Source organism: Micromonospora sp. BL1 (assembly GCF_003667485.1).
GTDB classification, from domain to species: domain Bacteria; phylum Actinomycetota; class Actinomycetes; order Mycobacteriales; family Micromonosporaceae; genus Micromonospora; species Micromonospora tulbaghiae.
This window is the reverse complement of record NZ_RCVK01000227.1, coordinates 18,885-40,959: the sequence shown is the minus strand read 5'-3', so window position 1 is coordinate 40,959 and position 22,075 is coordinate 18,885. Positions and strand designations below refer to the sequence as shown.

At 73.5% G+C, this 22,075-nt stretch carries 20 protein-coding genes; 9 read left to right on the top strand and 11 right to left on the bottom strand.

What is annotated here, in order from left to right:
• The first annotated feature begins 19 nt into the window (after positions 1-19).
• The 4 genes from EAD96_RS13850 to EAD96_RS13835 all read left to right on the top strand — a co-directional run bounded on the left by EAD96_RS13850 (position 20) and on the right by EAD96_RS13835 (position 4,279).
• The gene (locus tag EAD96_RS13850) at positions 20-997 is read left to right on the top strand and encodes a LysR family transcriptional regulator (RefSeq protein ID WP_121684545.1); all 978 of its coding nucleotides are present in this window, start codon (positions 20-22) and stop codon (positions 995-997) included.
• 40 nt (positions 998-1,037) lie between these two features.
• On the top strand, positions 1,038-2,213 hold the full coding sequence (locus EAD96_RS13845; RefSeq protein ID WP_121684544.1) for an endonuclease: 1,176 nt from the start codon (positions 1,038-1,040) through the stop codon (positions 2,211-2,213).
• Between the two features lie 118 nt (positions 2,214-2,331).
• Positions 2,332-3,186 (top strand): aldo/keto reductase, encoded by an 855-nt coding sequence (locus EAD96_RS13840; protein ID WP_121684543.1) that lies wholly within the window; start codon positions 2,332-2,334, stop codon positions 3,184-3,186.
• 109 nt (positions 3,187-3,295) lie between these two features.
• Positions 3,296-4,279: an aldo/keto reductase gene (locus EAD96_RS13835; protein WP_121684542.1), complete on the top strand. Its 984-nt coding sequence runs from the start codon at positions 3,296-3,298 to the stop codon at positions 4,277-4,279.
• Positions 4,280-4,338: 59 nt separating this feature from the next.
• Here EAD96_RS13835 and EAD96_RS13830 read toward each other — a convergent pair whose 3' ends face one another.
• Positions 4,339-5,889 carry a carboxypeptidase-like regulatory domain-containing protein gene (locus EAD96_RS13830; RefSeq protein WP_147457872.1) on the bottom strand — a complete coding sequence of 517 codons (1,551 nt, stop codon included), beginning with the start codon at positions 5,887-5,889 and terminating at the stop codon, positions 4,339-4,341.
• A gap of 346 nt (positions 5,890-6,235) precedes the next feature.
• On the opposite strand from EAD96_RS13830, the gene EAD96_RS13825 reads away from it, so the two are divergent.
• Complete coding sequence (locus EAD96_RS13825; RefSeq protein WP_120571448.1) at positions 6,236-7,249, top strand: ATP-binding cassette domain-containing protein; 1,014 nt, start codon at positions 6,236-6,238, stop codon at positions 7,247-7,249.
• Positions 7,246-8,100: an ABC transporter permease gene (locus tag EAD96_RS13820; RefSeq protein ID WP_120571449.1), complete on the top strand. Its 855-nt coding sequence runs from the start codon at positions 7,246-7,248 to the stop codon at positions 8,098-8,100. Before EAD96_RS13825 ends, EAD96_RS13820 begins: the two co-directional genes overlap by 4 nt.
• Positions 8,101-8,145: 45 nt before the next feature.
• Here the strand turns inward: EAD96_RS13820 and EAD96_RS13815 are convergent, their stop codons facing one another.
• The 5 genes from EAD96_RS13815 to EAD96_RS13795 form a co-directional block, all read right to left on the bottom strand.
• On the bottom strand, positions 8,146-11,505 hold the full coding sequence (locus EAD96_RS13815) for an AAA family ATPase (protein ID WP_121684540.1): 3,360 nt from the start codon (positions 11,503-11,505) through the stop codon (positions 8,146-8,148).
• A gap of 44 nt (positions 11,506-11,549) precedes the next feature.
• Positions 11,550-11,957, bottom strand: a complete 408-nt coding sequence (locus EAD96_RS13810; protein ID WP_091418959.1) for a hypothetical protein — start codon at positions 11,955-11,957, stop codon at positions 11,550-11,552.
• Positions 11,954-12,214, bottom strand: a complete 261-nt coding sequence (locus EAD96_RS13805; RefSeq protein ID WP_091418956.1) for a hypothetical protein — start codon at positions 12,212-12,214, stop codon at positions 11,954-11,956. The genes EAD96_RS13810 and EAD96_RS13805 overlap by 4 nt, the downstream gene beginning before the upstream one ends.
• 13 nt (positions 12,215-12,227) lie before the next feature.
• Positions 12,228-12,941, bottom strand: a complete 714-nt coding sequence (locus EAD96_RS13800; RefSeq protein WP_121684539.1) for a hypothetical protein — start codon at positions 12,939-12,941, stop codon at positions 12,228-12,230.
• Positions 12,942-13,074: 133 nt separating this feature from the next.
• A complete protein-coding gene (locus EAD96_RS13795; protein WP_121684538.1) occupies positions 13,075-13,923 on the bottom strand; it encodes a helix-turn-helix transcriptional regulator in 849 nt (282 codons plus the stop codon).
• 99 nt (positions 13,924-14,022) lie between these two features.
• Between EAD96_RS13795 and EAD96_RS13790 the strand changes: the two genes are divergently transcribed.
• Both EAD96_RS13790 and EAD96_RS13785 read left to right on the top strand, forming a co-directional pair.
• A complete protein-coding gene (locus EAD96_RS13790; protein WP_121684537.1) occupies positions 14,023-14,793 on the top strand; it encodes an SDR family oxidoreductase in 771 nt (256 codons plus the stop codon).
• A 67-nt stretch (positions 14,794-14,860) separates the two neighbouring features.
• Positions 14,861-15,427 carry a snapalysin family zinc-dependent metalloprotease gene (locus EAD96_RS13785; RefSeq protein ID WP_091418947.1) on the top strand — a complete coding sequence of 189 codons (567 nt, stop codon included), beginning with the start codon at positions 14,861-14,863 and terminating at the stop codon, positions 15,425-15,427.
• A gap of 27 nt (positions 15,428-15,454) precedes the next feature.
• Here EAD96_RS13785 and EAD96_RS13780 read toward each other — a convergent pair whose 3' ends face one another.
• The 5 genes from EAD96_RS13780 to EAD96_RS13760 all read right to left on the bottom strand — a co-directional run bounded on the left by EAD96_RS13780 (position 15,455) and on the right by EAD96_RS13760 (position 19,761).
• A complete protein-coding gene (locus tag EAD96_RS13780) occupies positions 15,455-16,435 on the bottom strand; it encodes a hypothetical protein (protein WP_120571452.1) in 981 nt (326 codons plus the stop codon).
• The gene (locus EAD96_RS13775; RefSeq protein WP_120573949.1) at positions 16,432-17,781 is read right to left on the bottom strand and encodes a hypothetical protein; all 1,350 of its coding nucleotides are present in this window, start codon (positions 17,779-17,781) and stop codon (positions 16,432-16,434) included. The genes EAD96_RS13780 and EAD96_RS13775 overlap by 4 nt, the downstream gene beginning before the upstream one ends.
• Positions 17,778-18,083 carry a DUF6403 family protein gene (locus tag EAD96_RS13770; RefSeq protein ID WP_121684536.1) on the bottom strand — a complete coding sequence of 102 codons (306 nt, stop codon included), beginning with the start codon at positions 18,081-18,083 and terminating at the stop codon, positions 17,778-17,780. Before EAD96_RS13770 ends, EAD96_RS13775 begins: the two co-directional genes overlap by 4 nt.
• A gap of 55 nt (positions 18,084-18,138) precedes the next feature.
• A complete protein-coding gene (locus tag EAD96_RS13765) occupies positions 18,139-18,393 on the bottom strand; it encodes a hypothetical protein (RefSeq protein ID WP_121684535.1) in 255 nt (84 codons plus the stop codon).
• A 75-nt stretch (positions 18,394-18,468) separates the two neighbouring features.
• Positions 18,469-19,761 carry an AAA family ATPase gene (locus EAD96_RS13760; protein WP_121684534.1) on the bottom strand — a complete coding sequence of 431 codons (1,293 nt, stop codon included), beginning with the start codon at positions 19,759-19,761 and terminating at the stop codon, positions 18,469-18,471.
• A gap of 157 nt (positions 19,762-19,918) precedes the next feature.
• Here EAD96_RS13760 and EAD96_RS13755 point away from each other — a divergent pair, with 157 nt between their 5' ends.
• Positions 19,919-21,940 (top strand): DEAD/DEAH box helicase, encoded by a 2,022-nt coding sequence (locus EAD96_RS13755; RefSeq protein WP_121684533.1) that lies wholly within the window; start codon positions 19,919-19,921, stop codon positions 21,938-21,940.
• Positions 21,941-22,075 lie beyond the last annotated feature (135 nt).

Below are 22,075 nucleotides of genomic sequence, written 5' to 3'. Positions count from 1 at the left end.
GCGACGCTAGGGTGCCCGGATGGACCTGCTGCGGCACCTGCGGCATTTCGTGGTGGTCGCCCGGGAACTGCACTTCGGCCGGGCCGCCGAGACGCTGGGCATGGCGCAGCCACCGCTGAGCCAGTCGATCCAGCGGTTGGAGCGGGAGTTGGGCGTCACCCTGTTCGACAGGTCGCAGCGCCAGGTCGGCCTCACCACCGCCGGCCAGTTGCTGCTCGGCGAGGCCGACGAACTGCTGGCCGGCGAACGCCGGCTGCGTCACCTCGCCGAGCGGGTCCGGCGGGGCGCGCTCGGGGTACTGCGTGCCGGCGTACCCCCGGAGACCCCGGCCGTGACGTTGCGCGCGCTGCTCGACGCGCTCGCGGCCCGCGCACCCGGGCTCGCCCTCGACCTGCACGAACTGACGAGCGCCGAGCAGCACCGGATGCTCGCGGACGGGCGGCTGGACGTCGGCCTGCTGCACCATCCGGTCGACGGGGCCGGGCTGCGCTTCGGTGAGCCGGTGGACGTGCCGGTGGGTGTGCTGCTGCCCCGGGCCTCTCCGCTGGCCCGGCCGCGGGAGATCGCGCTCGCCGACCTGGCCGGCATGGATCTGGTCACCGCGCCGCCGGTCACCGCGCCCGGCTGGCACGAGCATCTGCTGACCGTGTGCCGGCAGCACGGTTTCGCCCCGGCCCGGGTCCGCCCCGCGCGCAACCCGGAGTTCCTGTTCGGTCTGCTCCTGGCCGGCGGCGCGGTCGCCGTCGAGCCCGCCGTGCTGGCCCGCCGGGAACCGCGTATCGCCTGGCGACCGATCGCCGGCGCGCCGCTGGTCCGGCGGATCTCCGCGGCCTGGCCGAGCCGGGCGGCGCACCCGGCCGCGCCGATGTTCGGCCACCTCGCCACCGAGACGCTCGCCGCGCCCGGCGAACCGGGCGGACCGGCACTCCTCGCCCCGGCGGCCCGGCCGTGGCCGGTGCTGTTCGAGGCCGGCCGGGACGAAAAGTCGGCCCGCTGACCTCCCGCAGTTCACCTCGATCCGACTAACATCGCTGATCATGAATATGAAGCGTGTCACCCGCTCGCGACCCGGGCGGTTGATCGCGGCGGTCGTGCTCGCCGTCGCGGTCGGTATCCCGCTCGGCGTGACCGGCGCCGCGTCGGCCGCGACACCCCTGACCGTGGCGCAGGCGCTCGCCGCCCAGGACGGCCGGACGGCCACCGTCACCGGCTACGTCATCGGCCAGCCCACCGCCACCAACACGGTGCTCACGTCCGGCTTCACCGCGGACACCACGATCGCCCTCGCCGACCAGGCCGGCGAGACCGGCACCGGCCGGATGCTGTACGTGCAGGTGACGGCCGCCTGGCGGAGCACCTTCGGGCTGCTCACCAACCCGTCGCTGCGCGGGCGGCAGGTCACAGCGACCGGCGCGCTCACCGCGTACTTCAGCCACGGCGGGCTGAAGAACCCGACCGCGATGAGCCTCGGCGGCGGCGCCACGCCGAGCCCCACGCCGACCCCGAGCCCGACCGGCACCGCCGTGCCGGACGCGTACTACGCGGCCGCGGCCGGCCGGACCGGGCCGGCGCTGCGCACCGCGCTGCACGGCATCATCAAGGTGCAGACGAAGCTCAGCTACGACCAGGTGTGGGACGCGCTCAAGGACACCGACCAGGATCCGGCCAACCCGGCCAACGTGATCCTGCTCTACAGCGGACGCTCGCAGAGCAAGACGAGCAACGGCGGCGGCGCGAACGACTGGAACCGCGAGCACGTCTGGGCCAAGTCGCACGGCGACTTCGGCACCGCCACCGGCCCCGGCACCGACGTGCACCACCTGCGGCCGGAGGACGTGTCGGTCAACTCGTCGCGCGGCAACAAGGACTTCGACGCCGGCGGCGGCGCGGTGGCCGAGGCGCCCGGCTGCTACACCGACGCCGACTCGTTCGAGCCGCGCGACGCGGTGAAGGGCGACGTGGCCCGCATGATCCTCTACATGGCGATCCGGTACGAGGGCGGCGACGGCTGGCCGGACCTGGAACCGAACGACTCGGTCTCCAACGGCTCCGCGCCCCGGCTCGGGCGGCTGTCGAAGCTGCTGGCCTGGAACGACCAGGATCCGCCGGACGCCTTCGAGAAGCGCCGCAACCAGCGCATCTACGAGCGCTGGCAGGGCAACCGGAACCCGTTCGTCGACCACCCCGAGTGGGCGCGCTCGATCTGGGGTTGACGCTCGTCCCCGATGTGAGGAAGCGTGGCGAGCGGGTAGAGACATCCGGTTGGCACGGCCGGGGGCAGCCGGCACGGACGCGCCCCCCGGGCATCGCACGATCGGAGATGAGGCTCTCATGGCCCAGAACGGCATTCCGGACATCGCGCTCAATGACGGCAACACCATCCCGCAGCTCGGCTTCGGCGTCTTCCAGATCGAGCCGAAGGACACCGTGCGGGCGGTCGGCACCGCGCTGGAGGTCGGCTACCGGCACATCGACACCGCCCAGATGTACGGCAACGAGGCCGAGGTGGGCCAGGCGCTGCGCGCCTCCGGGCTGGACCGCGGCGAGGTCTTCGTCACCAGCAAGCTGAACAACGGCTTCCACCGCCCGGACGACGCCCGCAAGGCGTTCGAGCAGTCGCTGCGGGAACTGAAGTTCGACTACCTCGACCTGTTCCTGATCCACTGGCCGCTGCCCACCCGCTACGACGGCGACTTCGTCTCCACCTGGAAGGTGCTCGAAGACCTGCGGCGCGAGGGCACCGTCCGGTCGATCGGCGTGTCCAACTTCCAGGTCGCGCACCTGGAGCGGCTGGCCGCCGAGGCGGACGTGGTGCCGGCGGTCAACCAGATCGAGGCGCACCCCTACCTCGGCAACGAGGAGGTGCGGGCGTACGACAAGGCGCACGGCATCCTCACCGAGGCGTGGTCGCCGATCGCGCAGGGCAAGGTGCTCGACGATCCGACAGTCGTCGACGTGGCCGAGCAGGTCGGCCGGACCCCGGCCCAGGTGGTGCTGCGCTGGCACGTGCAGCGCGGCGACATCGTCTTCCCGAAGTCGACCACCCCGAAGCGGATCGAGGAGAACTTCGCGATCTTCGACTTCACGCTCGACGACGCCGCGATGGAGCGGCTCACCTCGCTGGACCGGGGCGAGGCCGGCCGGACGGGCCCGAACCCGGACGAGTTCGACTACATCCCGAACTGAGCAGTCACACGTCGGAGGGGCCCCGGGAGACCGGGGCCCCTCCGCTTGTTGACTTCGCGCGCACTCGAAGGGGCAGGGTGACCGGCAAAGCTCCGACGGGGAGGAAGACATGCGCTACCGCACCATCGGCACGGACCCGGCCACCCGCCGCGAGGTCAGTGTGCTCAGTCTCGGCGCGATGCTGTTCGGCACCGCCACCGACGAGGCCACCTCGTTCGCCATCCTCGACCGGTACGTCGAGGCGGGCGGCACCTTCATCGACACCTCGGACAACTACGCCTTCTGGCACAACGGGGGCCAGGGTGGCGAGAGCGAGGAGCTGCTCGGCCGCTGGCGGCGCAGCCGCGGCATCGGCGGCGAGGTGGTCATCGCCACGAAGCTGGGTGCCCGCCCGCTCGCGCCGGGCACCAGCTATGTCGACAACCCGGAAGGGCTGTCGGCCAAGGTGATCCGCGAGTCCGCCGAACGCAGCCGGGAGCGCCTCGGCGTCGAGCGGATCGACCTGCTCTACGCCCACATCGAGGACCGGGCGATCCCCATGCGGGAGACCGTGGAGGGCTTCGCCGAGCTGGTCGCCGAGGGCACGGTCGGGTTGCTGGGCGCCAGCAACCACCGCGCCTGGCGGGTCGAGCGGGCCCGCGCGCTCGCCGCCGCGGCCGGCCTGCCCGGGTACGAGGTGCTCCAGTACCACCGCAGCTACCTGCCCCGGCGGCTGGACGTGCCGAGCGAGCTGGACCCGGACGGCGACGTCGGCTGGGTCGGCCCCGACCTGCTCAGCTACCTGCGTACGGAACCGCAGCTCACGCTGGTCGCGTACTCGCCGCTGCTGAAGGGCGCGTACGTCCGGCCGGAGCGGCTCGGCGAGGAGTACGTGCTGCCCGCCACCCCGGCCCGGCTGGCGGCGCTTCGGGCGGTCGCCGCCGAGACCGGCGCCACAGTGAACCAGGTGGTGCTGGCCTGGCTGATGGGCGGGGACCAGCCGTCGATCCCGCTGGTCGGCTTCTCCTCGGTGGCGCAGCTGGAGGAGAGCCTGGCCGCTGTCGACCTGGAGCTGACCGCCGAGCAGCGGACCCGGCTGGACTCGGCACGCTGACCGGCGCCGGGCCGGGAGGCTCAGACGCCACCCGGCCCGTGCCGATCGACCGGGGTCGCTCAGCCGGCCGGGTACCGGTCGACCTCGACGTCGAGCCGAAGCGTTCCGTTGCCCGGCAGTGTCACCTCGGTGGCGTCGGCCGGACGGGCCGCGCCGTCGTACCAGCCGGCGTAGCTGACGTACGGAGGCGTCCACAGCCACCCCACGGTGACCGGCTGAGGGCCGAGCACGCGCAGCGCGTACTCGCCGTCGCGATCCAGATCCAACGTGTAGCCGATGACCTCACGGGTACGCGCGTTGCGCACCGTCAGCTCGGCGACCACCGGGCGGCCCTCCGGGTCGACGAGCCGGCCGGTGACCAGGACGCCTCGCCGTACGGCGAGGTCGTAGACGGTGGTGGCGCCGGCCCGGACCGTGACCGGCACGGCCTTGCCCCGCAGGGCGAACCCGCCGGACCACTGGGTGGCGTTGTCGGCGGTGGTGTACAGCAGCGGCCACGCGTACGGGCCGAGCCAGTCGATCCGGTAGCGGCCCTGCGCGTCCAGCTTTACACCCCAATTGAGGAAGAAGCCCGACTCGGGCGCGAGCGTCACGGCGCCGGAGGTCGCCGGCCTGCCGGTGGCCGCGCTGGTCACGGTGCCGGTGACGACACCGGCGCGGTCGAGCCGGATCGGGGGCACGGTGACCGTCTGCCCGGCCCGGAGGGTGACCACCCGGGCCTGCTTCGTGTCACCGGTGCCGCCGGTCGCGCCGACCCACTGCGCGCCGTACGCCGATCCGCCGGCCGGGCGGGCGAACAGGTTCCAGGAGCCGGCCTCGACCAGGCCGACGCGGACGTTCCCGGAGGCGTCGGAGCAGTACCGTCCCGGGTTGTGGGGGAGTTCGCCGGTACCGGCGGGCGCCGGCGTCACACAGGCCCCGGCGACGGGCGCGCCGGTCGCCGCGTCGACCACCCGGGACACCACGTGCGCGGCCGGGGTCAGGTCGACCACCGCGCTGCCGCTGCCGTCGGCCAGCACGGTCACGGTGGTGTCGCGGGGCAGGTGGGAATCACCGTCGGTGTAGACCCGTACCTCCTGCGGACCGGGGACGAGCGGCGGCACTGTCACCTCGCCGTCGTCGCACAGGTTGCGGCGGGTGTCGACGTACACGCAGACGCGGTCGATCGGGGCGCCGGTGACCGCGTCACGCGCCCGCAGGGTCAACGGGCTGGGCGTGAGCAGGCGCTCGGAGACGTCCGTCGTGCCCCCCGCGGACACCCGGACCGTTCCGGCCCCCGCCCAGTCCGTCCGGCCCGGCACCCACTGCCGCAGCGAGTCGTCGGGCAGGTCGGGGTCGACGTACGCCGGGCTGATGGCGATCTTGTAGTCGCCGGCCGGCACCTCCACGCGCAGTTGCCCGGCCTCGTCCAACTGGAGCAGTTGGACGTCGTAGCTGCTGTCCGCCGCCACCACGTCGACACTGCCCGGGCTCGGGGAGCCGTCGGGCGCGGTGACGGTCAGGTGGAGGACACCTGTCGGCTCCTCGGCCGCGCCGGCCGCGGCGGGTGGGACGGTGACGGCCAGGGCCGCCACGGTGAGTGCGCCGAGCACTCTTCGGACGATGGACACGGTGGACCCCTCTCGGTTTCAATGCACGGAGAGGCGTCCGCGTAGCCACAACCGGGACACGCCCCCCGTGCGTCGGATGCCGGCGCAGCATATGGCAGACGATCGATCGGGCGCTGTCGGCGACCGGTCATCCGGCGGACCGCCGCGGGAACGGTCATAACCCGCCTTCCTCCCGTACCGGCCACCATCGGCCGGGAATCGCCACCGCCAGATCGGATCTGGCAGGCCACCTGGCGCCTCCGGGGTGAGGCCGGCACGACTACGGCTTTCCGGCCTCGTTGAAACAGGCGATCGGTCTGGCGGCACGCCGCCTGTCGAGGACACCGACGAGGAGAGGTAGCGATTCATGAGCAACCGGAACACCGGCCTGGCCGTCGAGGCCGAGGGCCTGGTCCGGTCCTTCGGTTCGACCCGGGCACTCGACGGGCTGGACCTGCGGGTTCCCGCCGGCACCGTCTACGGCGTGCTGGGCCCGAACGGCGCCGGGAAGACCACCGCCGTACGGGTGCTGGCGACGCTGTTGCGCCCGGACGGCGGCACGGCCCGGGTTTTCGGGCACGACGTGGTGCGTGACGCCGACGCGGTGCGTGCCCGGGTGAGCCTGACCGGCCAGTACGCCTCGCTGGACGAGGACCTGACCGGGGCGGAGAACCTGGTCCTGCTGGGCCGGCTGCTCGGGCTGGGCCGGGCGGGCGCCCGGGACCGGGCCGAGCAGTTGCTGGCCGCGTTCGGGCTGACCGAGGCGGCGGGACGGCAGGTGAAGAAGTACTCCGGCGGGATGCGGCGGCGCATCGACATCGCCGCGAGCATCCTCAACACCCCGGATCTGCTGTTCCTCGACGAGCCGACCACCGGGCTGGACCCGCGCAGCCGCAACCAGGTGTGGGCGATCGTGCGGGCGGTGGTGGCGTACGGCACCACTGTGCTGCTGACCACGCAGTACCTGGACGAGGCGGACCAGCTCGCCGGCCGGATCGCTGTGGTCGACCACGGCCGGGTGATCGCGGAGGGCACCCCGGGCGAGTTGAAGGCGTCGATCGGCGCGGGCAGCGTCCACATCCGGCTGCGTGATCCGGGGCAGCGTCCGCAGGCCGAGCAGGTGCTGCGCACGTCACTCGGCGTACCGGTGCAGCTCGCCGCGGACCCGGCGGCGCTGACCGCCCGTGTCGGCGAGCACGGCACCGACCTGGAGGCCGGTACGCAGGCCGCGCGGGCGCTCGGCGAGCTGGCCGCCGCCGGCATCGTGGTGGACGACTTCTCCCTCGGCCAGCCCAGCCTGGACGAGGTCTTCCTGGCCCTGACCGACCACCCGGCCGTCCCGGCGGACGAGCGGGACGACGAACTGGAGGCGGCGCGATGAGCGACACCGCGATCACCACCGGGCGGGCGCCGTCCGTCTACATGCCGTCCGCCGAGGCGCTGGCCACTGTGCTCGCCCCGGCGGAGCGTCCGGCCCGGCCCAGCGCGCTGTCGGCGTCGCTGACGTTCGGCTGGCGCGCGTTGCTGAAGATCAAGCACGTGCCGGAGCAGCTGTTCGACGTGACCGCGTTCCCGATCATCATGGTGCTGATGTTCACGTACCTGTTCGGTGGCGCGCTCGCCGACAGCCCGCGTGCGTACCTCCAGTTCTTCCTGCCCGGCATCATGGTCACGAGCGTCGTGATGATCACCATGTACACCGGGGTCGGGCTGAACAGCGACATCGAGAAGGGCGTCTTCGACCGGATCCGTACGCTGCCGGTCTGGCGGCCGGCGGCGCTGGTCGGGATGATCTTCGGCGACGTGCTGCGCTACGTCCTGGCCGCCGTGGTCATCCTCACCGTGGGCGTGGTGCTCGGTTTCCGTCCCGACGGCGGGCTGCTCGGGGTGCTGGCCGGGATCGGGCTGCTGGTGGTCTTCTCGTTCGCGTTCTCCTGGGTGTGGACGTTCTTCGGCCTGGTGCTGCGCAGCGAGAAGTCGGTGATGGGGACCAGCATGATGGTGCTGTTCCCGCTGACGTTCCTGAGCAACGTGTTCGTCGACCCGTCCACCATGCCCGGTTGGCTGCAGGCCTTCGTCAAGGTCAACCCGATCACCCAGCTCGTGACCTCGGTCCGCGCGGCGATGGCCGGCTCGATGGACGGCCCGAGCACCATGTGGATGCTGCTCTGGAGCGTCCTCTTCGTGGTCGTGTTCGGCACGCTGACGATGTACCGCTACAACCGCCGCTGACGTGACGACGGTGGCGGGGTCCGCGCGGCCCCGCCACCTCGGCGGTCAGAGCCGCCAGGGCACCGGCTCGGCCGGCCGGTAGCGGCAGGCGCCGCCGGTGGTGACCGACTCGCGCAGGTGGGCGGCGAGCGCCGGATGCCGCTCGTCGATGCGGCGCAGGGTGTCCCGGATCCGGCCGGTCACCGCCTTGCGCGCCCGTTCCGCCTGGTCACCGAGACGCCTGGTGCGCCCGGCCAGCCCGGCGGCGGCCCGCAACTGGTCGAGCAGCGCCGCGCGCTCGGCGTCCAGCTCGGCCAGCCGCCGCCCGTCGTCGCGGGCCGCCGCGCGGTCGATCTCGTCGTCGAGCCGCCGCAGGTGCCGGCGGTAGCGGGCCTTCGCTTCGTCGTCGAGCACCGGGTCGGCCCCGAGGCGGCGCGCGGCGACGAGTTCCGGTCCGGCCGCCGGGTCGAGCAGTTCGACGGCGGGCACGTCCGCGCCGGGCCGGCTCAGCAGCAGGCGCAGGTCGTGCAGCCCTTTGGCGTCGGGCAGGTGCACCACGACGCCGTCGTACGCGAGGCGCCACACCGGCCCGTCCGGCCGGAACTCGGGCCGGACCACGTCCGCACCGCCCGCGCCGGGGTCGGACGACCGCCCGTGGACCACACCCGCCCGGGACAGACCCGACGTGGTCCGGCGGCCGGCCGGCGACGACGCGGCGACCAGCGCCGGGGCGCCCGCGCCGAGCCGGGCGGCCGGGGGCGCGACCAGGGCGGACGCCGCCGCCGGGGCGGGATCCGCCGCGCCCAGCCGGTCCACCACCTGGACCATGCCCAGCGTCCGCGCCTCGGCCACCGTCTCGGCACGCAGCCGCCGCGCCCCGGCCGCGTCGCCCGGACCGTCCCGCCCGGCGAGCGCGCCCACCAGTGCGGCCCGGGCCAGCACCGACCAGGGCCGGGCGCCCAGCCGGTCGGCGGCCTCCCGGGCCGCCGCGTAGCAGTCGACCGCCGCGTCCCACCGGCCCTCGGCCGCGTCCACACCGCCCAGCCACAGGTCGACCGGGCCGCCGATGTCGCAGCCGAACAACGCCGCCGCCCACTGCCCGCGGTGCGGGGCCAGGTCGGCCCGCACCGCCGCGCACCGCGCCGGGTCGCCGTCCACCGCCGCCGACTGCGCCCGCAGGCGCAGCCACAGCGGCGACACCGACCGGGGGTACGCGGTGCCCGCGGCCTCGATCGCGGCGGTGAGCCGCAGCACAGTGGCCGCGTCGCCGCGCTCGGCCGCGGTGATCGCCCGGAGCAGCTCGGCCTGCGGGTGCCCGGTGCCCACCCGGTCGAGCACCGCCTCGGCCTCGGCGAGGCGGCCGTACAGCAGCAGAATCGACCACCGCATGTGGTGCGTCATGAACGCGTGGTCGGAGTGCCCCGGCTCGCGGTAGCTCTCCGCCTCGGCGAAGCCCGCCTCGGCGGCGGCGAGGTCGCCCTGGAAGGCGGCGATGATGGCGGTGTCCGCGATCGCCGCCACCCGCTGCCGGGCCACGTCGTCGCGTCGCGCGCCGGTCACGAACGCGGTCAGCTCGTGCCGGTAGCCCGGATCGCCCAGCTCCAGCAGCGCGACCCAGCGCAGCGCCGTGGCCCACAGCTCGGTCTCCCGGTCGCCGCTGCGGCGGGCCACCTCCCGGATCTCGGCGGTGACGACGGCCCGCTCCTGCGCGGTGCCGAGACCCCAGGTGGTGTCGTGTCGGGCCCACAGGCTGAAGGTGAGCGCCTCGTCGTCGCGGCCGTGCCGGGCGAGCGTCTCGGTGGCGGTGATCAGGTCGGTGACCAGCGCGCGTACCGGGCGTTCCGGGTCCGGCTCCGCGATCAACCGCCGGTACGCCTCCCGGACCAGTTCGGCGGCGTCGAGCCGGCGGCGGGTGGCGGAGTGCTGCCGGTGCGCGATGAGCGCCACCCGGGTCAGCACGCCGGGATCGGGCAGCTCCCGGGCCAGCGCGGCGGCCTCGGCCAGCAGCCGCTCGACCTCGGCCGGCGGGCCGGCGTGGTGCAGCAGCCCGGCCAGTTCCAGCAGCACCCGGATCCGCCGGCCGGGATCGCCGGTCAGTTCGAGCGCGCGCCGGTAGTGCCGTACCGACTCGTCCACGGCGATCCGGCCCCCGGCGTCGCGGGCGGCGGCCAGCAGCAGGTCACCGGCGCGTTCCGGTTCCAGCTCGGCGCCGGCCAGCCAGGCGTGCCGGGCCAGGTGGGCCGGGCTGAGCGCGCCGGCGAGCGCGTCCGACCGGTCGACAGCCCGGACCACAGCCGCGTGCCGGGCCCGCCGCTCGTCCTCGGCGAGCCCGTCGTAGAGCGTCTCGCGGACCAGGTCGTGCACGAAGACGAACCGGCCGTCACTGCGGGGCAGCACCAGCCGGGCCGCGGCGGCGCGGCCGAGCAGCCGGTCGACCTGCGCGACGGGAGCGGGTACGCAGGCGGCGAGCGTCAGCCTGTCGAACTCGCGGCCGAGCACCGCGGCCACTGTGAGCGCCTCGACCACCGGGGCGGGCAGTTGGTCGAGCCGGCGGCGCACCACCTCCCGCACGCCCGGGGCGACGGTGTCGGTGAGGCCGTGGGTGTGCCAGAGCCGGGCGGTCTGCTCCACGAAGAACGGGTTACCGCCGGTGCGCCGGTGCACCTCGTCGACCAGGCTCGGAGCGGGCTCCCGGCCGGCGGTGCGAGCCATCAGCGCGGCCACCTCGGCGCGGCCCAGCCCGGCGAGCGTGACGGTGGTGGCCTTGGCGGTCAGCGGCAGCAGCAACGGCCGCAGCGGATGCTCGCCGGATTCGACTTCGGCGTCCCGGTAGGTGCCGATCAGCAGCAACCGTTCGAACCAGGCGTGCTGGGTGACGAACTGGAGCAGCCGCAGCGACGCCGGGTCGGCCCAGTGCAGGTCGTCGAGGATCACGGCGACCGGCCGGTGCTGGGCGACGGCGACGAGCGCGGCGGTCACCGCGTCGTGCCTGTCGAACTCGGCCCGGCCGGCGTCACCCGGCTCGGTCGCGTCGCCCGGCTCGGTCGCGTCGCCTGCCGGTGCCGGCCCGCCGCGACGACCGTCGCCCGCCGCGTGCTCGCCCAGCAGCGCCGCCAGGCCCGCGTCGGCTGCCTCCCGCACCGCGCGCGGGTCGTCGGCGGACCGGGACAGGCGGCGCAGCACCTGCACCCAGGGCCAGTAGTCGGGGGCGGTGTCGGAGTCCCAGCAGGCGGCGCCGAGCACCAGCGCTCCGCCGCGGCGGGCCTCGTCGGCGGCGGCCGAGACCAGTGTGGTCTTGCCGATGCCCGGCTCGCCGGTGACCAGGACGAGACCGCCGTGGCTGTCGACCAGCCGGGCCACTTCGGCGCGCAGCAGCGCAGCGGGATGCTCCCGCCCGATGATGTGTTCGCCGAACCTCGGCTCCATGACCTCACGACGCTAGTCGAAGGGTCCGACAAACGGGGACGCGTTCAGAGCCGCGCGTCGGTCACGACGTGCGCGCACGCCGGGCAGGCGGCCGGTCCCTGCTCGGCGAACCATCGGCAGGTACGCCGGATCGCGCACTTCGGCAGCGTCTCCTCGGCGGGCGGGGCGGTCTCGGCGTACGAGGCGGCCATCCGGGCGCCCAGCCCGCAGTGCGAGCCGGTCCAGAAGCCGCAGGACGAGGTGACGCACGGGCCGGCGAGCCGGGCCCGCGACTCGATCGGCTCGTCGGAGTCACCGAGCCCGGCGAGCGCCACCTCGGCCGGTACGGCCGGAGTCACGTAGGCCACCCGGCCCGCCGGAGTGATCATGCCGAGGAACACGGTGGCGTTGGACGCCGGGGTGCTCGGGCACATCCGCTCCGGCGTGCCGGCCGGCCGGGCGGCGTCGGTCACCGCTGGATCCAGAACCCGATGTCGTTGATCTTCTGCCCGAGGTCCTGGGCGAACGGGCCGTCGATGACCCAGAGCCCGTACCACTCGGGACGCAGCTTGATGTTGCCGTGGCCGACGGTCAGCGGGTTGGTCAGCCTGGCGTCGGCGGTACGCAGCGCGGCCAGGCCGGCCTTCTGGATCTCCGCGGCGATCAGGGTCTGCTGCTCGGGGCTCAGGTCGACGCCGTCGACCACGAAGCGGAACTCGTTGCGGGCCATGTGCTTCCTCCGGTCACTCGTACGATTCGGTGCCCAGCCCGCGACGCAGGCTGGTGCGGGTGAAGGCCGCCCAGCCGGCGTGCGAGGCGGCGTCGGTGCGGTGCCCGGCGCGGGCGAGCACCCGGGCGGCGTGCTCCGCCCAGCGGTCGGCGGTCGCCGACGCGTCGCCCCACAGTTCGCGGCAGGCGGCGACCGCGAAGGCGACCTGTTCCGGCGCGCCGGTGAACCCGGCGGGTCCGTCGGTGACCCGGATCGTGCCGTCCGGGCGGACCCGCACGCTCGGGAAGTGGTGGTGCAGGCTGGCCAGCGTGGCCAGGTGGGTGGCGTCGCGCCGGCCGGCGGCGAAGCCGGCGCGCAGCTCGTCGTCGCGGCGGTGCCGGATCCCGTGCAGCACCAGCGCGTCGCCGCCCGCCTCGATCCGGGCGACCACCTGCACCGGCACGCTCCAGGCCGACGGCGAGTTCGCCGACCAGAACGCCAGCCAGGCGGCGAGCCGGGCGTGGAAGTCGGCCTGGACGGCGACCGGGAGCGCGGACCCGTCGGGTGCGCGCAGCGCGGCGGTGGCGATGCGGTCCCGGGTGATGAGCGGCGTCGCGGGGCGGCCCGGTGCGGCCGCCGCGGCGCCGGTGGTGGAGGCGACGGCCAGGCCGGTCACTGTGACCGCCGAGGCCGCCGCCGCGCCGGCGAGCAGTCGCCGACGGTCGAGCGGTTGTCCGTTGTCGTTCATCGTCGGCCCTTCGTCGACGGCAGTGGACCGACGCTATCGACCGGAAGCGATCAGAAAAACACCCTGCGTGACGGGAGGTCGACAGGAAAGCCGGGGATACCCGGCGGCGTGAACGACGGTTCCTGTGCCGCGTTCACGCGGTGGTGGACGGGAACCGTTCGTGTCCGAGCACGGCGAGCAGCCGCAGCTTCTCCTCGGCCTCGCTGCGCGGCGCGGCGGTGAGCACCAGCAGCGCCTGCGACTGGTCCTCGGTGAACAGCACCTGGCAGTCCAGCTCGATCGCTCCGAGTTCCGGGTGGATCAGCGTCTTGTGGTCGGCGAAGCGCTGCGCCACCTCGTGCCGCTCCCACAACTCGGCGAACTCGCTGCTGGCCGTACGCAGCGCTCGCACCAGCTCGCCCGCGCGGGACCGCGGCCCCATCGATCCGTACGCGGCCCGCAGGTTGGCGACCTGAGCCCGGCTCTGCCGGTCACGGTCCTCCACCGGATAGTGCTCCCGCTCGGCCGGGTCGGTGAACCAGCGGTACACCTCGCTGCGGGCGAGCCCGGTGTGGCCGGAGCGGTCCCCGAACAGCGCGGCCGCCAACCGGTTCTGGACCAGCGTCTCGCCGAGGTCGGACAGGATGAGCGCCGGCGTGTCGGCCAGCCGGTCCAGCACCCGCAGCAGCGCCGGCGCGACGTGCCCGGTGGTGGCGACCGCTTCGGGCGGGCTGTGCCCGGCGACCCGGAACAGGTAGGCGCGCTCGTGCGCGGTGAGCCGCAGCGCCCGGGCCAGCTCGCCGAGCAGGTACGGGCTCGGCTGCGGGCCGCGCCGCTGCTCCAGCCGCGTGTAGTAGTCGGTGGACATGGTGGCGAGCGACGCGACCTCCTCCCGTCGCAGGCCGGGCGCCCGGCGGCGGGCGCCCTCCGGTAGTCCGACGTCGCCGGGGCGCAGCGTCTCGCGGCGGCGGCGCAGGAATTCGGCCAGGGCTTGGCGGTCCATGATCCGAGTATCCGCCGCGCTCCGCCGGGAACCAGGGATCCGCGATCCCCCGATCAGCGGTCTCTTCACCCGCCACGCCGGACGCCGCAGGCTTGCCGCATGAACATCTCCGGAAACACGATCTTCATTCCCGGCGCCACCAGCGGGATCGGCCTGGCCCTGGCGCTCGCCCTGCGGGAGCGGGGCAACACGGTGATCGTCGGGGGCCGGCGTACCGAGTTGCTCGACGAGATCGCCGCCGCCAACCCGGGCCTGGACACCGTCACGATCGACACCGCCGCCCCGGCGAGCATCGCCGCCGCCGCGGACCGGGTGCTGGCGAAGCACCCGGATCTCAACGTCCTGGTGACGATGGCGGGCGTGATGCGGATCGAGGACTGGCGCTCGCCGGGCACGTTCCTCGCCTCGGCCGAGGAGGTGGTGACCACGAACGTGCTCGGCCCGATCCGGCTGATCGCCGCCTTCGTCGAGCACCTGCGGCGGCGCGGGAACGCCACGATCGTCACCGTCTCGTCCGGCCTGGCGTTCGTGCCGCTGCGGGTCACGCCGAGCTACAACGCCTCCAAGGCCGCGGTGCACATGCTCAGCGAGTCGATCCGGCTGAACCTGGCCGGCACCGGCGTACGGGTGCTGGAACTGGTGCCGCCCGCGGTGCGTACCGAACTCCTGCCCGGCCACGAGAGCAACGAGGTCGCCATGCCGCTGGACGAGTTCGTGGCCGAGGTGATGGCGCTGCTGGAGGCGCAGCCGGACGCGACGGAGATCCAGGTCGAGCGGGTGAAGTTCCTCCGCCACGCCGAGGCGCGCGGCGACTACGACGAGGTCGTCGCCGCCGTGAACGCGTCCGATCCGCACGCGTCCACCTCTTGATATCGATAGACGGCTATCTATAGGCTGGCGGCGTTCCGCTCACCCCCCATCCCAAGGAGTGTGAACCATGCGTCACCCCAAGCTGTCCCGGATCCTCGCCACCCTCGCGGCCGCGACGCTGGCAGCGCTCGGTGCGGTAGCCGTCAACCCGGCTCCGGCCTCCGCCGCCGTCCGCAACGTCTGCTACAACATCAGCCAGGCCGGCCCGTTCGCCAACACGGCGGTGCAGGCAGCGGCGATCTGGAACAACTACACGAACAACATCAACATGGCCCAGTGCGGGTCCAACCTGCGGATCACCTACACCTACGGCGGCGGCTCGTACGCCCAGCGCACCAGCCTCGGCAACGGCCGCGTGGTGATCGACTACAACCAGGCCCAGCAGTACTCGGCACTGCGCATCATGACGCACGAGATCGGCCACATCCTCGGCCTGCCGGACAACTACAACGGCAACTGCGCCATCCTGATGTCCGGTGGCAGCGCCGGCACGAGCTGCACCAACCCGTACCCCAGCTCCACCGAGGCCGCCCGGGTCGACTCGCTGTTCGGCTTCGCCGCCCGCAGCGCGACGCCCGCCCAGGTCTTCACCGGCAGCTGGCCGGCCGCCTCGACGGTGGGCGCCCAGCGCTGACGACGCACTGACGACGGGGTCGGCGGCTCACCGCCGGCCCCGTCCGCGCGTCCCGCGCCGGCCGGACGCGGCGTCGTCGGCGAGGTCCGCCGCGCGGCGGCTCAGCTCCTCGACCCGCTCCCGGAGCCGGCGCGGCGCCTCGGCGTCCCCGTCCTTCTCGGACACCTCGTCGAGCAGGCCGACGTAGTCGGCGGCCAGCCGCCGGTACGCCGGGGCGACCGGTCCGACGCGCCCGTCCAGGTCGATGATCTGCTGGGCGAGAACCGCTGTGGCGGCGCCGAGCGCGGCCCGTTCGTCGGCGCGCGCGTCCCGCCCGGCCCGCCGGGCGTCGGCCAGCCGACCGGCCCGCCGCCCACCGAACCAGAGCACCGCCGCGCCGGCCACGACCCCGGCCACCGCGCCGCCGGCCAGCAGGTACCGGGGCAGCGACGGGCTGATGGTACGAGCACCGTCCGGCACCAGACCGGCCCGGACCAGCCGGTCGTAGTTCAGCACGATCACCTTGAGCGCCTCGACCGGCCGGTCCACGAACGCGTCGGCGCCCCGGCTGATCGTGGTCTCGGCGACCATGGCCCGCCCGAGGTCACGCGCGCCGTCGCCGCCGAGGCGGGAGCAGCCGTACGTGTCCCAGTCCTCGCCGTCGCGGCTCATCGCCAGCACCAGCGTGCCCTGCGTGGCGCGCTCGGTGTCGTCGCACGCCTCCCGCAGGTCGGCGCCCGGCTCCATGATCAGCACCACCAGCCGCCGGTTGCCGATGACCCGCTCGGCGGCCGCCCGGTCCAGGTCCACGCCGGGCGCCGCGTAGACCGAGGAGCCGCGTACCTGCCGGGCGGCCGGACCGTCCAGGACGCCGCCGGTCCACAGTGCCCAGCCGGCCAGCGCCAGGCAGGCGAGCACCGCCCGGCCGAACGCGGTACCGACCAGGCGTCCGAGCAGCCGGCGCGGGCCGGCCGCCGCCACGCCCCGACCGGCCGCCGCCCGCTCGGGACGCGTCGCGACGCGGCTCACGACAGCCTCGCCCGCAGGTAGACGTCCGGCCGGTAGCCGGGCATCCGCACGTCCCGGGCCACGTCGTCCAGCTCGGCCGCCGCGTCGGCCAGCAGTTCGCGTACGTGCCGGTCGGGCAGCCCTTCGTCGAACGCGTCCCGGGCCGCCCGCAACCGGCCCACGCCCCGGACCAGCGCCGGGTCGCTACGTGCGTCGGTGAGCAGCGACAACTCGACAGCCAGCGCGGAGAGCCCGGCCAGCCGGGCCGGCGTGCCACCGGGACCGACGTCGGCCGGGCGGCGGCCGGAGGCCCGCACGGTACGGATGGACAGCACCACGAAACCCGCCACGCACCCGGCGAAGATCCAGGGCAGCGCCGGCAACGCCACCCGCAGCGGGTCGAACGGCCGGTACGGCAGCGGACGGTCGAACAGCCCCGCGTACCGCACGTCGGTGACCTGGGCCAGATACGCGCCGAGCACGTTCTGCTGCGGATAGGTGTAACGGCCGAGCCGGCTGCCGAACTGGGCGTAGAAGCTCGCTCCCGCGACCTCGGCGAACGACGCCGCGCCCGGCCCGTGGTACTCGATCCAGTCGCCGTACATCACCACGAGCGGCTGGTCCGGGGCGAGCCGGTGCAGCGCCGGCCCGTACGCGGGCAGCGGCTCCCCGTACGGCTGGGCGGGCAGCACCACGAACCAGGCGCCGTCCGGGAACGCGGCGCTCGCCGCCTTCTCCGGCAGCTCGGGCAGCGTGGCGCCGGTGCCCACGTACCGGCCGGTGGCGCGCAGCGCCGCGACCACCGGGGCCAGCTCCGGGCCGGTCGGCTCCCGCCAGCGCAGGTCGTCGCCGTCCGGCGGGGTCGGCTGGTCGTGCAGCGCGGCCAGCAGCGCGAGCACCGAGCCCGTCACGTCGCCGGTGGCGAACCGGGCCCGCCAGCCCGGCAGGTCGTCCGGCGAGGCCACGTAGAGCCCGCCGCTGACCTCGGTGCCGACGATCCGGATCTCGGCGTTCTCCACGTCCTTCACCCGCCGGCGTTCGGCCTCGTCCAGACCGGGCGGGGCGACCAGGATGCGCGTGCCCCGGTCACCGATGGCAGCCCGGACCCGCTGCTCGTCCCAGCGCGCGACAGCACCCGGCAGCCGGACCACCGGATCGGCGGCGACCAGCGCGGTCATCTCCTCGACCGAGGGCACGCTCGCGTCGCTGAGCTCCCCGGCCGAGCCTTCGGGCAGCGCGGCCGTCGACGGGGAACGCCCGTAGCTGACCTCCACGCTCTGCCGCTGCGCCACCAGGAACACCACGAGCACGGCCGCCGCGGCGGCCAGCAGCGACCAGCGCAGCAGCTCCCGGCGTACCCTCGTCATCGCCCGGCCCGCCACAGCTCGTCGGCGCGGCGGGCGTGCTCGGCCGCCGCGTAGGCCGCGTCGGCGCCGCCGCGTCCGGCGGCGAGCAGCTCGGCGTGGGCCAGCAGCCGCTCGGCCTCCGGCACCGTCGCCGGGGACGCGTCCCGGCTGACGGTGGCGTCGTGGATCGCCGCCCGCGCCGACGACCAGGCGATCCGCCGGCCCTCGGCCCGGGCGCGGCGCCGGGGCAGCAACGCGGCGAGGAAACCGGCGGCCACCGCCACCACACCCCCGCCCAGCCAGGGCAGCACGCTCGCGGTCATGATCCCTGTCTAACGCACCGCCGCCAGCGCCGCGCGCCGAGGGCGGCGGTGCGACCTACGACGACTCGTAGCCCTCGTTGAAGCCCTCCATGAACCCGCCCGCGAACCCGGAGACGACGCATCCGGCACAGCACAGGATCACCAGCAGCGCCGGCACCGTGACCCACAGGACGATCGCCCACCGGCCCATCCCCTCGCTCGGCTGCTCCGCGTACGCCGGCGGCGGATAGTACGGCTGTTGCGGGTACGCCTGCTGTTGGTACGCCTGGTGCTGGTACGGATCCTGCTGATAGGGATCGTGAGGATGCATCCGGCCATCGTGCCCACCGGCCGCGAACGCCGGAAGATCCGAACGGTCCGCCGATCCTGCCGCGACGGCCCCTCGTCACGCCCGGTGGGCATCGAGGTGGGTCAGCACCGTCTGGTTGGCCTCCCACCCGTCGGGGAACTTCACCGGCACGTCCAGGTGCACCCGCTCGGTCGACGGATACGCGTCGAGCAGCTCACCGATCCCGGCCCGCGCCACCACCACACAGGCGTGCCGGTGCCGTGACGCCAGCACGCACAGCCGCCCCGACTCCAGGTGGAACGCGGTGGCGTCGCGCCGGCCGGAGAGCGGGTGCAGCACGATCGTCACGTCGTACTCCCGGCCCTGGAGCCGGTTGGCGGTGTCCACGGTGATGCCCGCCCCGGCCGCGCCCAGCCGGGACCGGATGGCCGCGACCTGGTCGCGGTGCGCGGCCCCGACGGCGATCCGGTCCGCGGTGACCGGCGCGCCGCCGGGCGCGGCCTCGCTGACCGCGACCGCGCCGCGCCGCAGCACCCGCAGGGCCAGCTCCGCGCAGGCCGCGGCGGCTTCTCCATCGGTACGCACGGTGTGCCGGGCCGGCAGCTCGTGTAACGCCCAGCCGGTGGCGGCGGCCACCTCCACCGAGGCGTCGTAGGCGTCACCCGCGCCGGGCTCGGTGAACGTCAGCACCCGGTCGGCCGGTCCGGTCCCGGCGCGGAACCCGGTGAACGGGTAGAACGCGGCGGATACGACGGGCGCGGCCGAGTCGGGCAGTCGCCACGACACCGGCAACCGGTGCACCGGCAACTCCGGGTTGTGCCGCAGCAGCGTGGCCACCGCCGACTGCATCGGATCCCAGGTCAGGCCGGTCCAGCGGAACGTCTCGACGGTGCTGAACGGGTCGAGCTGACCGGGGTCGCCGACGAACAGCGCCCGCTCGAACCGTCCCGCCACGCGCAGCAGCGCGTCGGCGCGCATCTGGTACGCCTCGTCCACGATCGCCCAGGGCCAGCTCCCCTCGGTGACAGTGGCCCACTTGGCCGCCGTACCGATGGTGACCGCCGGCCCGCCCAGGTCGGCGACCTTCGCGGCGACGCGGACCGCCGGGTGGGCGGTGACCCGCTCGGTCGGCCGGTAGTCGGTCGCGGAGAGCCGCCCGACGCGCAGCTCCGGCGCCCTGCGGCCGAGCCGGTCGATGAGGTCGTCGACCTGCTCGTTGGTCTGCGCCACGATCATCAGCGGATCGCCGCTGGCGGCGGTCTCGATCGCGGCGCGGACGACGAGGGTCGACTTCCCGGCACCGGGGGGCGAGTCCACCACGACGCCACGGTGCGCGCCGTCGCGCAGATCCCGCAGCACACGCTGGATCACCTGCTCGGCTTCGTGCACGGCGGGCCCTTCCTGGTTGTGGATGCGGGGCCCTTTCTTAGCACGCGCCGGGCATGAGGACCGAGAGCGGTAGCCGCCAGGAAGGCTCGGTAACTACCGTCGCCATCGTTGTAGCGTCAGCGGCACCCGCTCGATTCGCCAACCCCAGGGAGACCCGGTGATCAGGACTCGCGGCTTCGAACTCGCGGCATGGCAGGCCGATGCCGTCGAAGCCTGGGTCGGTGACGTCGGCGGCAGGTATCGGGGAACGCTTGAGATCGTCACGGGCGGCGGCAAGACCCTGATCGCGCTCGCCTGCGCCGCGCGCGCCGCCGAACGCGATCCTCACCTACGACTGGTTGTGGTTGTTCCCACCGAGGCATTGGCCCGGCAGTGGCGGGCCATGCTTGAGCGGTTCACGAGTCTGGAGCAATCCGATATCGGGCTGCTCGGCGCCGGATACTCCGCTGAGCTCTCCCGCTGCAGAGCACTGGTGGCGGTGCTGAACACGGCCGCCAAGCAACTACCGGCCGCGGCCCGCGCCGCACAACCACTGATGCTGATCATCGACGAGTGCCACCGCGCGGGAGCGCCGAGCTTTTCCCAGGTACTGCAAACCGAGGCCGCATATCGGCTCGGGCTCTCCGCCACCCCGGATCGCGAGGAACTGAACGACGCAGGCCAGCCGTTGCGCTACGACGAGCAGCTCGTCGGTCAGCGGCTCGGGCCCGTTGTGTACCGCTACACCCTGCGCAATGCACGCGTCGACGGTTGGCTACCGGATTACGAGATCCATCACCATGGCATCCAGCTCACCGATGGGGAGCGACGGGAGTACGAGAAGATCAGCCGCCAAGTGGACGACCTCGCCGACGAACTACGCTCGCTCGGCTTCGAGCCCGGACGGGTACAGCAGTTGCAGCGACGCGGGGGTGAGGTTGCATCGGTTGCCCGCGCGTACATAGCCGTGACGTCGCGCCGGAAGGATCTGCTGTACCGGGCCACTGAGCGCAGCCGGGTAGCTCACCGGATCATCGAGGACAGCCTCGCAGCGGGTAAGACCCGACGGGTACTGCTGTTTCACGAGCGGGTCGATGAGGCGAAGCAGCTGTATGAGCGCCTCCAACGAGATCTAATGAATTCGTCGATCGGATTGGAGCATTCCCGACTGGGAACGCGGACGCGGACGGCAGCACTCGACGCCTTCCGGGCCGGTCGTGCTCAGATCCTGGTGTCCGTGAAGTCATTGGTAGAAGGCATCGACGTACCGGAAGCAGACCTCGGAGTCTCGGTAGCGTCCACATCCAGCGTCCGCCAACGGATCCAGGCACTCGGGAGAGTGTTGCGGCGCCGCTTCGACAGCCCTGCCGAAACGAAGCACGCCGAGATGCACATCATCTACGTGGCGGGCACGGTGGACGAGCAAATCTACGCCAAGGAGGACTGGGCCGACCTCACCGGCGAAGGCTCGAATCACTACTGGCGCTGGCCGCGCGAGCCCGATCAGGCGAAAGAGCACATGCCCGGACCACCGGCCATCCCTCGCCCGACCGAACAGCAGGAATGGGAGCGGCTGGGTCGGCGTGCACCGGGCACGCCGGTCGAGTGGCAGGGCATGTTCAGCGGCCAGGAGTACTCAGTCGACACCCTCGGTACTGTCACGAACGTCTCGGGTGCTCTGATCCGCAACCCCCAGCACGTCGCATCGCTGGTCGAACTGGTCCGGGGACGCCCCGGTGGGCGCTTCCGAATCACCCCCACTTACCGCCTCGTTCTCGTCTGGGGAGATGGGCCGGCCGGAGCCCTCCCCTACGTCGCTGGGCAACTCGCTCACGACTTCGAGGCCGAACCTCGGGATGCACCGCCGACGGAGGCTGTCGCGGACCCGAGCAAGATGGCCCCGGGGACGCCGCTTCACGGGCCCTTGGACAAGAAGGGCGGCGCTTTCCACTTCCGGCAAAAGAGAGGCGGCGTAATCGAGCGACGTCTGCCGGGTGGGGTAACGGAGTTCGCTCGCACAGACGACGCCGCACCCGCCGATCTGGTGGAGAACGCCCAGCGAGCGCTGGACGGGTGGCGTCGGCTATTTGACAGAGGAATCAGCTTCTTCGTCAGTAGCGAGGGGCAGGCATGGTACGTCGCCGACAGCCGGCGGTACTTCCTGGCCCACGTACCGGGTGGGTTTTCATGGCCGTCTTGACGAAGGCCGATCCAACCTACGGTTACCCGCGGCAGAAGGACGGCCAGTATCGAGAGTGACCAGGCTCCGATGTGGACGTCGCCGGAGCGTGAGTCATAGGCTCGCCCAGCGCTCGGCAGCACGGCAGCGATCCGT